We start from the raw sequence: 13,385 nt of genomic DNA, 5'->3' as shown, positions 1-13,385 counted from the left end.
CGTATTCGTTAAATATTATTTTTTAACTATTCTATCTTGATACTTTTATCCTGATACTTTTAAGATTTTGATAGAACTTCTCATCTCTCCCATTCTTCCCATTCTTCGCATATTTCCGTTAAATCATCTATTGAAATCATGAGCACTTGAAGATTCTAACTATAGGAGATCACTCAAAAAAAGTTCAATACTTTGAACATAACACAAAACAATTTATCTAGATAGTAACTGTTTAATAGAATGTTTCAATCTTGCCATTTTCAGGGGGATGAGAAAGGGTGCTATACTCGATAGAGGTATCATTAATATATAATTTCATAGAATCGTTTTATACCCTCGATTAGACGCGATAGATTTTGTCGATTGGCGGGTTTATAAATAGAGCTTATCAGTTGAGTTTATCAGTTGAGTTTATAAGTTGGGGTTATAAAATTGTTGATCTTATGAGGATATGATTCATCAAAGTAGATTAGGAGAGAGAATGTTAAATTGTAAAGATGGAATGTGTAAGGCAACGCCACATCAGAAGCAAGAGGGCGTTCCTAGAGCGCTTGCAGAGAGAGGCCGGCATATCATCTATGTGAATGATCCGATGTGTTCATGGTGTTATGGAATCTCAGAGATCGTGACGGGACTCCAAGCTTATTGTGATAAGAAGGGGATAGGCTTTGAGATGATGGTGGGCGGACTTCGCTCTGGCGGTCCTGAAAATTGGAGCGCTGCGCAACGACAATATCTACGAGAGGTCTGGAGTAGAATCACCAGAGTGACGGAGCAATCTTTTAACTTTAAGATTTTAGATCTTGAATATTTTGATTATGATACAACGCCGAGCTGCCGGGCGATTGTTGTCGCTAAAACATTATTGCCGGCAGATAATGGGCGAAGTTTAGTGCAATTTCTCCATGAGTTACAGAAGAAGTTTTATCTTAGAGGAGAAGATCCCAAAGAAGTCGATTTTTATCGTTCGATCTGTGAGCAGTTTAAAATCGATTTTGAGCAATTTACCGCCCTTTTTCTCTCCGATGAGATAAAAGAGGAGACCTTAAGAGAATTTAATTGGTGTGCTGAACATGATGCGACACTTTTCCCCACATTTCTCTGGATCGATGGTGGGGATATTCGTCGTTTAGCATCGGGTTATACCTCATTAGATCGTCTAGTTCGCCGTATTCCACTTGTTGAAGCGGAAGAGCGTGGTGCAGAGATAATTCCTTAAAGAATCATTACCCTATAAAGTTTTCTGATAAACGTTTGGAGATAAGAGGGCTTAAGTTGAACCTCATTTTGCTGAGAGGTTTACTTAAGCCCTATTTAATTAATAAATATCAATATATCCATATATCCATATAGCCATATATCCATACATCTAAACATCTATATATGTAGCTACAATGTTTAAATTATCGGTCTAATCTATAACTCTAATCAACAAGTCTAATCAACAAATCTGACCTATCAGTCTACTTCAATGCAGATCAAATTTACTAATTGACGGCAATTCCGGTATTCGCTTTTACACGAATCTCATTATAGATCGCTGTCGCCTCTGCTTGATTGCACTTTTTAGCACCGATCAGCGATCCTACATAGCCGGCGATAAAGCCTAATGGAATGGTGATAATGGCCGGTACAGCAAGATCGACTAGCGGTGAGCCGACAAAGATCGCCGCTCCCGGTGTTTCAGACCAGATGTTAGGCCCCATCATTCCGAGAATCAGACAGGAGATGACGCCTGTTGAAATCGCTGCGACAGCCCCTGTTGAGTTAAACTTACGCCAGTAGATGGTGTAGAGAATAACCGGCAAGTTGCCTGAAGCGCCAATACAGAAAGCGAAGGAGACAAGGAAGGAGACATTGAGATTTTGGGCAAAGAGCGCCAGAAAGATAGAGAGTACCGCAATACCGATCGATCCTGCACGCGCAGCAGCAACTTGCTGTCTAACGGTCAATTTACCGCCCTTAATAATTTCCCCATAGATATCGTGAGAGATCGCCGACGCTCCTGTTAACACTAAGCCAGAGACAACGGCTAAAATGGTGGCAAAGGCAACTGCACTGATAAAGGACATTAAGACATCGCCACCTAGATAGTGAGCGAGCAGAGGAGCTGCGGTATTACCCGCTTTATTTTCTGCCATAATATTCTCAAGCCCCACAAATTGTAGTGCGCCAAATCCCAAGAAGATAGTGAGCGAGAAGAAGATCGTTGTAATCCAGGTTGTCCAGGAGATCGATGCTCTTGCCGTCTTTGCATCTCGAACGGTAAAGAAGCGCATTAAGATATGGGGTAGTCCCGAAGTACCTAAGACCAATGCCATCATCATTGAGACAGAGTCGAGTGGGCTTGAGTATTTAATGCCGGGAACTAAAAATTTCTCTCCATGCTCTTTAGCAATTGTGTCGAACATATTGGTGATGGAGTAGTCAAATTTAATAAAGACCATTGCCGCCAAAAGTCCCGTCCCAAAGAGAAGAAGGAAAGCTTTGATAATCTGAACCCAAGAGGTAGCGGTCATGCCACCAAAGAGGACATAACTCGTCATCATTACCCCAACAATCATCACCGCAATCCAATACTCAATTCCAAAGAGTAGTTTGATGAGTGCGCCGGCACCCACAAGTTGCGCAATCATATAGAGAATCACAATCACAATGGTTCCTGAAGCGGCAACACCTCGAACCCGTTTCTCATTGAAGCGAGCAGTGAGCATATCGGCAAGGGTATATTTTCCTAAGTTTCGCATCGGTTCAGCAATCAAGTAGAGTAGTACGAGATTGGCAACAACATAACCGATCGAGAAGAAAAATCCATCAAATCCCGTTAAGGCAATGGCACCAGAAACTCCTAAGAAGGCAGCAGCAGAGAGATAATCCCCGGCAATAGCAAAGCCATTTTGCCACCCTTTAAGTCCACCACCGGCGGTATAGAAATCGCTGGCTGAAGAGGTTCGCTTAGCGGCAAAGTAGGTAACGACTAAAGTTAAGCCCACAATGGCTAAAAAGAAGGAGACAGAGACCATATTCATCTTAATGTCCTCCTCTTGTTGCTTGATACTCAGCGATTAAACGTGCAGAGAGCTTATCGAAATGAGTCGCCTTTCGGATATAGAGCGTGCAGAGAATAATCGTCATCAAGAAAAGGAGCGCAGAATAGATCCAAACGCCGGTAATTGCACCAATTACTGGTGTCTGTAATATCGGTTGAAAAGCCAAAATGGGCAGTAAAATATAGATAAATAGAAAGATGCCCGTAATCGTAAAGAGAAAACGGTTCTTCTGCCGAACAAATTGGTGAAAGCTCTCCATCGATTCGATGGTGTTATAGTCGTCCCTTGTTAAGGGTTCTTTTTGTAGATCTATCATCTGATCCATACTTTATTCCTCCTAGTGGTTATGGATATCGCGATCTACTCTGTAATCTTTCTCTTCTTCTTATTTTTTCTTATTATTGTAGTTATTGTATTTATAGTTATTATTCTGTTTTTATTATTATGTTGTTTGTTGATTTTCGTTTTAACTACATTTTAAATTTGTGAGTTAATTAATGTCTATTTATATATCGTTTATATATTTTTAATTATTAATTGATGATTGCCTAATAGTACTACCCCAATTCTTATCCCAATGTCAAATAATTAAGCAAAAAGGAATTAAGTAAAGGGAAATTAAGTAGAGGGGGTGTAAAGTCAGAATGGAAAATAGAAAAAAGCTACTATCGAGTGATCTCAATAGTAGCGCTTAGTGAGTTAGGGACTATTTTTTAAAAGTTTAAACTTTTCAGCTTTTAGGTTTTAAATTTTTAAAAACCGATTTAAAAGGATGCTAGATCTACTTAGTATGGGCGGCCATCGCGAAAAGCTTCGATCTTTTTATTGGTATCATATTGCGATAGTGCGTAAACAGCCCAAAGTGCTGCCGGAATCCAGCCAATCAGAGTGATCTGAAGAATAAGACATACAATTCCCGCTAGCGGACGACCGATCGTAAAGAAGACTAAAAATGGGATAAAGATGGCAATTAATAGACGCATAATCGTACTCTCTCTTCTAATAAACATCATGAAAATGATATGAAAATGAATATATCCTTAGATTATATACTCTATAGCGCCACTATACAGCTTTTTCTATAAATTTTAGGGGAGTCTGCCAATCAGTTTCCACCTTTAACCTAAGGGCATCTATGCTATACTTTCGGAAATTATTGGGAGAGGAAGGATCACAATTTAAGAATTATTTTGTGAACCTAGATCATCGTTGAAATCGATTCATTTAACATTCATTTAGGATAACTTGATAGATGAAAGTATTAATTGTAGGTAAAGGTGGCCGTGAGCATGCGCTTGCGTGGAAGAGTAAGAAGAGCCCATTAGTCTCTGAAGTTTTTGTCGCTCCCGGCAATGCCGGAATGAAAGAGGATGCAACATTAGTTGCACTTTCAGAAACTGATCCTATCGCACTTGCTGATTTTGCAGAAAAAGAGGGGATTGATCTGACGATTATTGGTCCTGAAGCGAGTCTTGTTGCCGGTGTTGCGGATGAGTTTAAGCGCCGAGATCTACTTGTTTGGGGCCCTGATAAAGCGGCTGCTCAGATTGAAGGCAGTAAAGATTTCTCCAAAAAGATGATGGTGAAATATGGTGCGCCAACAGCACATTCTGAGAGCTTTACCGATAGCGAAATGGCGAAAGCTTATGTAGGAGAGATCGGTCTTCCCATTGTAATTAAAGCTGATGGTTTAGCAGCAGGTAAAGGGGTAGTGATCCCGGAAACGATGGAAGAGGCATTAGCAACTATCGACGATATGCTCGAAGGCAATAAGTTTGGTGAGGCGGGTAGCTGCATCTTAATTGAAGAGATGTTAGTGGGAGAAGAATTCTCCTTAATGTGCTTTGTCCATAATGGAACGGTGATTCCGATGGTGATGGCGCAAGATCATAAACGTGCTTATGATAATGATGAAGGTCCTAATACCGGGGGAATGGGTGCTTATGCACCTACTTTCGGAGCAGATAGCCCTGAAGTTTCGGAAGCTGTTGCTAAAATTATGCAACCGATTGTCGATGGTTTGAGCAGTGAGGGAATGCCATATACCGGATTTCTCTATGGTGGGCTCTTCCGCACAGCAGAAGGTTTTAAAGTAATTGAATTTAATGCTCGCTTTGGCGATCCAGAGGCGCAAATTATTCTCCCACTTTTAGAGAGTGATCTGATTGAGATTATCCATCATCTTTTAACGGAGAAGCCTTTGCCGGAAATTAAGTGGCGTCCACAATATGCGATCGGCGTTGTGCTTGCTTCTGAAGGTTATCCCGATCATCCCAATATTGGCCATCCATTGAAAAAATTGAATCTCAATGGTGAAGATGAATTGATTTTTTATGCCGGCGTTAGGGAAGAGAATGGAGCGTTGTTGAGTGATGGCGGTCGTATCCTTCTCAATGTTGCTATTGCAGATGACTTTAAAAGCGCCTATGAGAAAGCATATCGCAATATGAAAGCATTAGAAGTTCCCCATACTTTCTATCGTTCCGATATTGGGCATAAGCAGTTTAATCGCCAATAGTCCCAATATCGATCAATATTGTAGAGATATTGTGGAGATAGTGTAGAGCTGTTGTAGCGATATCAGTTAATGAGCCTCTTCTTCGGGAGAGGCTTTTTTTGTGTAAAAAAGAAGCAAAAGTTGGCGATTTTTGTGTCAAGTTATTGTATAAATATTATGAAGATAATTTTATCTCTTCTAAATAGGTGAGCTATATCAATCTTTTTAACTTTCTTAAAGGGTATGAATTCTCAGCTTTTTAGAGGCTAGTCTTGCAAATTGCGCATGAAAAGCCTCTCTTCATCAATTTTAGGTTGTCAAGAAACGAAGTTAAAGGGATGGATGGATCAATATTACTTATGAAAAAGATATTTTTTAAGGAGATTTAATCGCCTATTTTGTTGTACGAAATTTGCGCAACTTTTAAGATTAAAAAGTGCAAAACCATGAGAAATCATTGATTTTGTGTTACTATTTCGACGTTAAATTAAAAAATCTTGATTAAAACTAAGGGCATAGGGCTCTTAGGAAAGACTCTCCACTAGAGGGAGAGAAAGGATGTTAAAAACAGATGGTAGCAACAAATATTAGAGGAAAATTGCCAGATAAAGAGGGCGATCAACCCGGTGAAAATGGTGGTCTATTTTCATCGCTTCATCTCCCCGTCTTTATTAGCGCAAATATTATCATTTTTGCCATTATTGCATTAGCACTTTTTCTGCCAGATGCTCCGGCATTCTTTAGTGGGGCGCTCGGTTGGATTACCGAAAATCTTGGTTGGTACTACCTACTTGCAGTAGGAATCATATTAATCGCATTTATCTTTGTCGCATTGAGCCGTTACGGGACCATTAAGTTAGGGCCTGACCATTCTGAGCCGGCCTATAGCGATCGTAGTTGGTTCGCGATGCTCTTCTCAACGGGGATGGGGATCGGAATCATGTTCTTCGGGGTTGCAGAGCCGTTACTCCATTATCTCAATCCTCCTGTCGGTACACCTGAAACGATTGAAGCTGCAAAATCAGCAATGAATATCACCTTCTTCCATTGGGGTATTCATGCATGGGCGATCTATGGTATCGTCGGCCTTATCTTGGCTTACTTTAGCTTTAGAATGAATCTTCCATTGGCAGTGCGTTCAGCACTCTATCCGATGATCGGTGATCGTATCTATGGTCGCTGGGGAGATGCTATCGATACTTTTGCGGTGATCGGTACAGTCTTTGGGGTTGCAACAACGCTCGGTTTCGGGGTAATGCAGATCAATACAGGTCTAAACTACCTATTTCCCTCAATTCCTGTTGCATCGCCAACACAAGTGATCTTAATTATTATCACAACTGCTTGTGCGACGCTTTCAGTCTCAATGGGATTAGATAAGGGAATCAAGATCCTTTCGGAGATCAATCTTATTTTAGCCTTTGCTTTAGTACTCTTTATCTTCCTCTTTGGGGGTAAAATACTCTTCCTTTTAGAAGTATTCATGCAAAATATTGGCCAATATTTCTCATCAATCTTCAATAGCACATTCAATATGTATAGCTATGAAGCGGCTTCATCACCTGCGATGAAGGAGCAGATCGAAGGTTGGTTAGGCGGCTGGACAATCTCCTATTGGGGTTGGTGGATTGCTTGGTCACCATTTGTGGGGATGTTTATTGCGAAGATCTCACGTGGTCGTACCATTCGTAACTTTGTAGGTGGCGTTCTCTTAATTCCTGCAGGATTTACCTTCTTCTGGATGACAACATTTGGTAACTCCGCGATCGACATGATTGCATCAGATGGTGTTACCGAACTTAAAGAGACACTTTTAGGTCCCGATGGTAGCTCTAAATCGCTCTTTGCCTTTATTAGCCATTTCCCTGTAGCAGAAGCCGTTCAGACAATTATTCCGGCAGAGTGGATTCGCGGAACGATCTCCTTTATCGCCGTCATGATGGTTGCGGTCTTCTTTGTGACCAGTGCTGACTCGGGTGCTTTAGTGATGGATATGTTAGCAAGTAAGAAAGATGTGGTTATTACGCCACTTTGGCAACGTATCTTCTGGGGCTCAATTACTGGTTTAATTGCTATTGTTCTGCTTCTTAATGGTGGTTTAGGATCACTACAAGCAGTCTCGACTATGAGTGCTTTCCCCTTTAGTATTGTGATTTTAATCTCAATCTATGGGCTCTTTAAAGCACTTCGTATGGACTTTGGTAAGATCGATATTCGTAATAAAGCGAATATGTATGTTCAACCGAGTACTCGAGATTCTGGTGGTTGGCAGAAACGTCTACGCAACGTGACGGTCTATCCGCGTCGTGATAATGTCTTACGCTTTATGGAGTTGGTTGTTGTTCCTGCCTTTGAAGAGGTTAAATTAGAATTTATCAAGCAAGGCTTGCCTGTTAACCTCCATTTAGAAGAGGAAGGGGATATCTCTCTTGAGATCGATCATGGTGATAATGCAAACTTTATCTATCGTGTTAAAGCGAAACATTATCTCAAACCAAGCTTTACATTGCTTGATGAGGAATCAGATCAAGAGAATCAGAAATATTTCCGTGCGGAAGTCTATCTTGATGATGGAAGTAAGGGATATGACATTATGGGATATACCAAAGAGAATATTATGAATGATATTGTTGACCAATATACAAGTCATCACTACTTCATACAGAACTTTGAAGTCCCTTCAGATTATGATGTAGGTTCAAACCCTAACGAATCATAATCGATACTCTAAAGCATGATAAGGAGCGTAGCTTATTAAAGTTACGCTCTTTTTTTAACTCTTTTTTATCAACTAGCGGTGATTGAAACAGAAACAACAGAGGCTGAACGCTGCCGGATCTTACTATCGCGTACTTCCGGAAACTCCGCGCCGGTAATAGGTATCATCGATGTCAAACTGCGGGCATGCGGTGGTGAAAAGAGCGAGATCGTTGGCTCTCGCCTTTCAATGAATCCTCTTAAGAATGATTGATTGAAACAGATACAACAGAGGTTGAACGCTGCCGGATCTCACTATCGCGTACTTCCGGAAACTCCGCGCCGGAATAGATATCATCGATGCCGAACTGCGGGCATGCGGTGATGAAAAGAGCGAGATGGTTAGCTCCCGCCTTTCAACGAATCCTCTTAAGAATGATTGATTGAAACAGATACAACAGAGGCTGAACATTGCCGGATCTCATTATCGCGTACTTCCGGAAACTCCGCGCCGGCAATAGGTATTATCGATGCCGAACTGCGGGCATGCGGTGATGAAAAGAGCGAGATGGTCGGCTCCCGCCCTCAACGAATCATCTTAAGAATGATTAATCGAGATTAATTGAGATTAATTGAAGCGAAGAGATTTGTTGAGTTGCCGGAGATCACTACTGCATGTGTTTGTTATAGGGGGATTACCTATCTTCTCGCAATACTTTAAGAATTAAACTGATAATGATAGCGATAATACCACCGATAAAGGTCTCAATAATGCGATCTATCAATAGTTCAACCTTTGGAGGATGATCCCAATACATGCCTAATTCAACAAGTACCAAGCTATAACAGGTAACACCGAGCGTGACGATAAGATAACTCTGTTTAAAGCAGATGGGGAGAAGAAAAGCGAAAAAGAAGAGAAGAGCGACCATGATATAGAGTCTATTGATCGGGATATGGAGGGATATCTGAAAGAGAATAAAGAGTGCGATTACGGCAATCACACTTCCCCAGAAGCGTAACCAAGTATTGTGAATAACGGTCATTGCTTTGGGTGGCATCACCATTAAGAATGTGATTGTTGCCCAATAATTTTTTTCGATTCCTAACATTTGAGGAATAATCAGGCTTAAAAATAATCCTGAACTATAGATAAAAGCTCGCGGGATAAGATTCGTATCGAGCCGGAAGAGGTCATGGGTAAAGATCCCCTGTTTAAAGGCTTCAAGATCGATCTCTTTTCGTAGAAGATAGTGGGAGATAAGCAGTGCCGAGAGCGTACCGATCCCACCACCAATTGCGAGTTGACTATCTGCTATCGGTAGAGCAGTACCGATTGTTGCAAAAATAATGACAAAGCGAATTGCTCGATCAAAGACAGGATCTCTTCCAAAAAGGTAGTAGTAGAAGTAGCTAATAATAAAGAGAAAGAGATAGAACTTCCAAGTGAGATGAAATAGTTGACCAATATAGCTACTGCTGAAGATCAATATGATCCACAATGCCACATAGAGAAGATTGCTCCGATCAGGTTTAGCATTGTAGAGCGCATAGGTACAGAGCACCGAAAATGAGGTCCAGGCGATTGCCGCATGTAGACCAATAAATTGTGCGGCAATCAGTGCGCTGATAGCCATGCTAAAGACAAAGACGAAGCTGTCTCGAAAAGAGATTTTTTTGGGCAGATTGGAAGGGAATTGTGACATATTTATAAGCTCCAGGAAACTGCTTTATCTAATCGGAATAAGCCGGCAATATTGATCTCGCCATAGAGTTAAATTCCGCACATTAGTGTATCACTGATCTATAGAAAAAATCTTAATCGATTCAATACGGTTTGGGTTTAATGGTATCAAAGGTGTTAGTGGTGCGTTGATGAGATCAAGTTGTTGATAGATAAAATCAGTCTCATGGGTGATCTTCCCACCATCGATAATACGCTTTAAGAGCGGCTTAGGCGTCTCAAATTGCGGTAAGGGGAGATCAAGCTTTTTAGCCATCGCTTGATAATAGCTCTTACGTTCGAGATGAAGTGGGGTAACAAGATTGTAGATTCTATCGATTATCTCAATCTCTTTGGGGTTCTTATTATTTTTTCTCTCTTGTTGCGTGATAAGTGTCGCAATAGCGCTTAAGAGATCTTCAATGTGGAGTAAGTTGATCGCATCATAGGGAGATTTAATCTCTTCGCGCCCGGCAAGAGAGAAGATAGGATGGCGACCATTGCCGATAAGCCCCCCTAAACGAAGAATGGTACTCGGAATCTTGCTGCTGCGGATCACTATCTCGGCAGTTAGAATTGCTTTTGCATTTTGAGTTTGGGGAAGTGCAGGGATCTCTTCATGGATTAACCCACTGGTTGTGCCATAGAGCGAGGTAGAACTTAAAAAGAGCAGCTCACGTGCTTGGTAAATCTCTGCTAACTCAACAATTCTCCCGATCATCTCACCATAGGTGGGTGTTATTGTTTGCTGGGAAGCCTCTTGATCTATCGTTTTTTTGTTTTCCCACTTTTCTTTTTTATTACCTACGAAGGGGGAGGGCGGGATCGTAATGATAATGGTTCGGTTCTGAAAATAGGACTCCATTTGTGATTGAGTCTCTTCTTGAAAGAGCTCTCTTTCAGAGAGAGATTTTAATTGTAAATTTCCTGAATAGCCGCTAATTTCAATGTTAATCTTCCGTTCTAATTGTGATGAAATCTCTCGTTTTGTTGCTATCACATCCGCCCCATAAAATGTTAATAATTGAGCTAATGGTAGTCCTGCCCAACCGGCACCAATAATGAGAATCTGTTGATTATTTAAACGATTATTCATCTATTTTCCTTACAATTGCATCTAAAATTAATCTATATCAATTGACATAGAGCAAAGAGTGAAGAGAAAGATGATCTCTGCTATAGTCAAAAGGAGAGAGTAGTTCAAGAGGAGATGGCGTTTCAGAAGCTTAAAGATCCCGATGCTTGAGAATCTGAGAATCTATTGAATTATCTCTATTGATTTCTTCTGTTAGTGTAAGCGATTTAGGTCAATAGAGATAATCGAATAGATCAGTTAAGGGATATTGATCATCTCGAGGTGGCGGTATAGGGTCCTGCTTTGAGGTTCTACTATTAATGGGCAATTAGATGATTGCAATTCTGCTACAAGTGATGAGTAGTTCAGTAATTTTATTTCGCTACTCAATTTTATATTGAGCGTCACTCTACTCCCCTTGAATGATCTACAAGATTGTGGTGCGATTAGCGTGCCGTCATTTTAAAGTCATTGATGAATTTTAAGGGGGTTCATAATGAAAAACAGTAATTTATTACATAATAAAGAGGGAAATGCCGGCAGTGATTGGCGCCGTTTTCTACTATTGATGATTGTTATCTTACCGCTTCTTGCATTCTGTCTTATTGGTGCTTATGGGTTAGGCGTTTGGATTATGCAGCTACTCTTCTGGGGGCCTCCTGCATAAGCAGGTGCTACAGATAGATTTTATAGAACAGTCAGCTAGTTAACGATCTTATCTCAACTCATCACCATCAACTATTCATCATTAGACACTAATCACTACATCTATATTGTTGTATTGTTGTATTGGTTACTGCATTAGTCGCCGCATTAGACATCACATTAGTTACGGTTTAATCAACTATTTGTATTATTGATTGTATTACGATTGCATTATCATCCGCTTAAAGACTTTAATTGGTTCGATAGCTAGCCGGTGAAGAGAGAGATCAGATCCTACAGATAATTAGTACAAATAATTAGTACAAATAATTAGTACAGATAATTAGATTAAGGGATATTAATCATGGGAATATTAAGACGAATAAAAGAGATGCTCTACAATCTCTTTTTAAAGCCGAGTATGCGTATTGGGCTTGGTGTATTAGTAACCGGCGGATTTATTGCCGGCATTATCTTCTGGAATGCTTTTGATGCGGGGTTGAAGGCGACAAACTCGGAAGCATTCTGTATTAGCTGTCACACAATGGCGGATAATGTCTATCCAGAACTTCAGCAGACAGTCCATTTTCGGAATCGTACAGGGGTACGCGCATACTGCTCCGATTGCCACGTTCCTCATAACTTCACCGATAAAATTGCCCGTAAGGTTCAAGCAAGCCGTGAGGTCTGGGCACACTTAACGGGTGACATTGGCACAAGAGAGAAATTCTTAGATAAGCGTTTAGTCCTTGCACAAAGAGAGTGGGATCGTTTTAATGCCAATGGTTCAAAAGAGTGTCGTGCTTGTCATGATTATGAACATATGGCTTTTGAGAAGATGGATATTATGGCGGAGATGGAGATGCGTGGTGCGGCAAGTCGTAACACGAGTTGTATCGAGTGTCATAAAGGGATTGCACATCAACTCCCTGTTGTTGAGAGTATCCGCAATGAAGATCTCGATAAACTCTTAACCTCAGCCAATAAAGAGTCAACGGCAGTTAATCATGAATATTATAACGTTCTACCACAAACGCTCTATCTCGATGAATCCTTAAGTGAGCCGATTGGTACCTTAGAGGTGGCAACGGAAGTCCGTATTATCGATAAGAAAGGGGATGCCGAGCAGATCGAGTATGAATTATGGCGCAAAAATAAGGGTTATGGACGTGTTCTCTATGGTGCTTATAGTCTCAATATGGTGAGTGCCATTTTAGATAAAGAAGTTGCGCAAAATAGTGAGTTTAATATTGTTGAAACAAAAGAAGATCCTTTAACAGGGCTTGAGTGGCAACGGGTGAAGGGTACAGCTTGGATCAAAAAAGGTGGCTTAATGGCGGATATTACGCCGATCTGGGAAGTCGCCAATGCAAGTTATACCAAAAGTTGTAGTACTTGCCATATTCAACCCGATACTGAGCATTACGATACCAATACCTGGCCAGGCTTATTTGCCGGAATGGTGGGCTTTACCAATATGGATGAAGATACCTCCAAAGTGGTCTTAAAGTATCTCCAGCTCCATTCGATGGATTTTAAAAATAATCAGAGTGCGCGTTAATACGCAGAGAGTATTGAGCTCCACTTAGGAAGATTATTCAGGAACATTAAAGTTAAAGAAAAGAGAGCGGTGAAGCGTTATCACGATCTATTCTCTTAAGATCAATAGAGCCTTCATCGATCTAAAAAAGGATTGAA

12 protein-coding genes are annotated in these 13,385 nt (G+C 40.8%); 7 read left to right on the top strand and 5 right to left on the bottom strand.

Going from position 1 to position 13,385, the window contains the following annotated elements:
• Window positions 1-481: 481 nt before the first annotated feature.
• A complete protein-coding gene (locus AC0SAP_RS01770) occupies window positions 482-1,219 on the top strand; it encodes a DsbA family protein (protein ID WP_473382604.1) in 738 nt (245 codons plus the stop codon).
• 268 nt (window positions 1,220-1,487) lie between these two features.
• Here the strand turns inward: AC0SAP_RS01770 and AC0SAP_RS01765 are convergent, their stop codons facing one another.
• The 3 genes from AC0SAP_RS01765 to AC0SAP_RS01755 form a co-directional block, all read right to left on the bottom strand.
• Complete coding sequence (locus AC0SAP_RS01765; RefSeq protein ID WP_286479519.1) at window positions 1,488-3,029, bottom strand: solute symporter family protein; 1,542 nt, start codon at window positions 3,027-3,029, stop codon at window positions 1,488-1,490.
• Window position 3,030: 1 nt separating this feature from the next.
• Window positions 3,031-3,375 carry a DUF485 domain-containing protein gene (locus AC0SAP_RS01760; RefSeq protein ID WP_286479516.1) on the bottom strand — a complete coding sequence of 115 codons (345 nt, stop codon included), beginning with the start codon at window positions 3,373-3,375 and terminating at the stop codon, window positions 3,031-3,033.
• Between the two features lie 460 nt (window positions 3,376-3,835).
• Window positions 3,836-4,033 carry a YqaE/Pmp3 family membrane protein gene (locus AC0SAP_RS01755; protein WP_286479514.1) on the bottom strand — a complete coding sequence of 66 codons (198 nt, stop codon included), beginning with the start codon at window positions 4,031-4,033 and terminating at the stop codon, window positions 3,836-3,838.
• Window positions 4,034-4,302: 269 nt separating this feature from the next.
• Here AC0SAP_RS01755 and purD point away from each other — a divergent pair, with 269 nt between their 5' ends.
• From purD to AC0SAP_RS01735, 4 genes are all read left to right on the top strand, one after another.
• On the top strand, window positions 4,303-5,568 hold the full coding sequence (gene purD / locus AC0SAP_RS01750) for a phosphoribosylamine--glycine ligase (protein ID WP_473382601.1): 1,266 nt from the start codon (window positions 4,303-4,305) through the stop codon (window positions 5,566-5,568).
• 550 nt (window positions 5,569-6,118) lie between these two features.
• The gene (locus tag AC0SAP_RS01745; RefSeq protein WP_286479510.1) at window positions 6,119-8,266 is read left to right on the top strand and encodes a BCCT family transporter; all 2,148 of its coding nucleotides are present in this window, start codon (window positions 6,119-6,121) and stop codon (window positions 8,264-8,266) included.
• Window positions 8,267-8,344: 78 nt separating this feature from the next.
• Window positions 8,345-8,518, top strand: a complete 174-nt coding sequence (locus AC0SAP_RS01740) for a hypothetical protein (RefSeq protein ID WP_473382599.1) — start codon at window positions 8,345-8,347, stop codon at window positions 8,516-8,518.
• A gap of 165 nt (window positions 8,519-8,683) precedes the next feature.
• Window positions 8,684-8,866 carry a hypothetical protein gene (locus tag AC0SAP_RS01735; protein WP_473382598.1) on the top strand — a complete coding sequence of 61 codons (183 nt, stop codon included), beginning with the start codon at window positions 8,684-8,686 and terminating at the stop codon, window positions 8,864-8,866.
• A gap of 73 nt (window positions 8,867-8,939) precedes the next feature.
• Here the strand turns inward: AC0SAP_RS01735 and AC0SAP_RS01730 are convergent, their stop codons facing one another.
• Together AC0SAP_RS01730 and AC0SAP_RS01725 are read right to left on the bottom strand one after the other, a co-directional pair.
• Complete coding sequence (locus AC0SAP_RS01730) at window positions 8,940-9,950, bottom strand: FUSC family protein (protein ID WP_473382596.1); 1,011 nt, start codon at window positions 9,948-9,950, stop codon at window positions 8,940-8,942.
• 90 nt (window positions 9,951-10,040) lie between these two features.
• Window positions 10,041-11,063 carry a Rossmann-fold NAD(P)-binding domain-containing protein gene (locus AC0SAP_RS01725; protein ID WP_473382595.1) on the bottom strand — a complete coding sequence of 341 codons (1,023 nt, stop codon included), beginning with the start codon at window positions 11,061-11,063 and terminating at the stop codon, window positions 10,041-10,043.
• Window positions 11,064-11,538: 475 nt separating this feature from the next.
• Here AC0SAP_RS01725 and AC0SAP_RS01720 point away from each other — a divergent pair, with 475 nt between their 5' ends.
• Together AC0SAP_RS01720 and torC are read left to right on the top strand one after the other, a co-directional pair.
• On the top strand, window positions 11,539-11,709 hold the full coding sequence (locus AC0SAP_RS01720; protein ID WP_094567319.1) for a hypothetical protein: 171 nt from the start codon (window positions 11,539-11,541) through the stop codon (window positions 11,707-11,709).
• A 342-nt stretch (window positions 11,710-12,051) separates the two neighbouring features.
• A complete protein-coding gene (gene torC, locus AC0SAP_RS01715) occupies window positions 12,052-13,248 on the top strand; it encodes a pentaheme c-type cytochrome TorC (RefSeq protein WP_473382594.1) in 1,197 nt (398 codons plus the stop codon).
• The last annotated feature ends 137 nt before the right edge of the window (window positions 13,249-13,385 follow it).

The sequence above is a fragment of the Ignatzschineria sp. PL_is040 genome (genome assembly GCF_055813795.1).
The sequence above is the reverse complement of the archived record's forward strand: the minus strand, read 5'-3'. Positions and strand labels throughout refer to the sequence as shown.

Coding starts and splice junctions, on each gene's coding strand:
- AC0SAP_RS01755 (WP_286479514.1), bottom strand. CDS start 4,033: ATGCGTCTATTAATTGCCATCTTTATCCCATTTTTAGTCTTCTTTACG.
- AC0SAP_RS01725 (WP_473382595.1), bottom strand. CDS start 11,063: ATGAATAATCGTTTAAATAATCAACAGATTCTCATTATTGGTGCCGGT.
- AC0SAP_RS01730 (WP_473382596.1), bottom strand. CDS start 9,950: ATGTCACAATTCCCTTCCAATCTGCCCAAAAAAATCTCTTTTCGAGAC.
- AC0SAP_RS01745 (WP_286479510.1), top strand. CDS start 6,119: ATGGTAGCAACAAATATTAGAGGAAAATTGCCAGATAAAGAGGGCGAT.
- AC0SAP_RS01760 (WP_286479516.1), bottom strand. CDS start 3,375: ATGGATCAGATGATAGATCTACAAAAAGAACCCTTAACAAGGGACGAC.
- purD (WP_473382601.1), top strand. CDS start 4,303: ATGAAAGTATTAATTGTAGGTAAAGGTGGCCGTGAGCATGCGCTTGCG.
- AC0SAP_RS01770 (WP_473382604.1), top strand. CDS start 482: ATGTTAAATTGTAAAGATGGAATGTGTAAGGCAACGCCACATCAGAAG.
- torC (WP_473382594.1), top strand. CDS start 12,052: ATGGGAATATTAAGACGAATAAAAGAGATGCTCTACAATCTCTTTTTA.
- AC0SAP_RS01765 (WP_286479519.1), bottom strand. CDS start 3,029: ATGAATATGGTCTCTGTCTCCTTCTTTTTAGCCATTGTGGGCTTAACT.
- AC0SAP_RS01720 (WP_094567319.1), top strand. CDS start 11,539: ATGAAAAACAGTAATTTATTACATAATAAAGAGGGAAATGCCGGCAGT.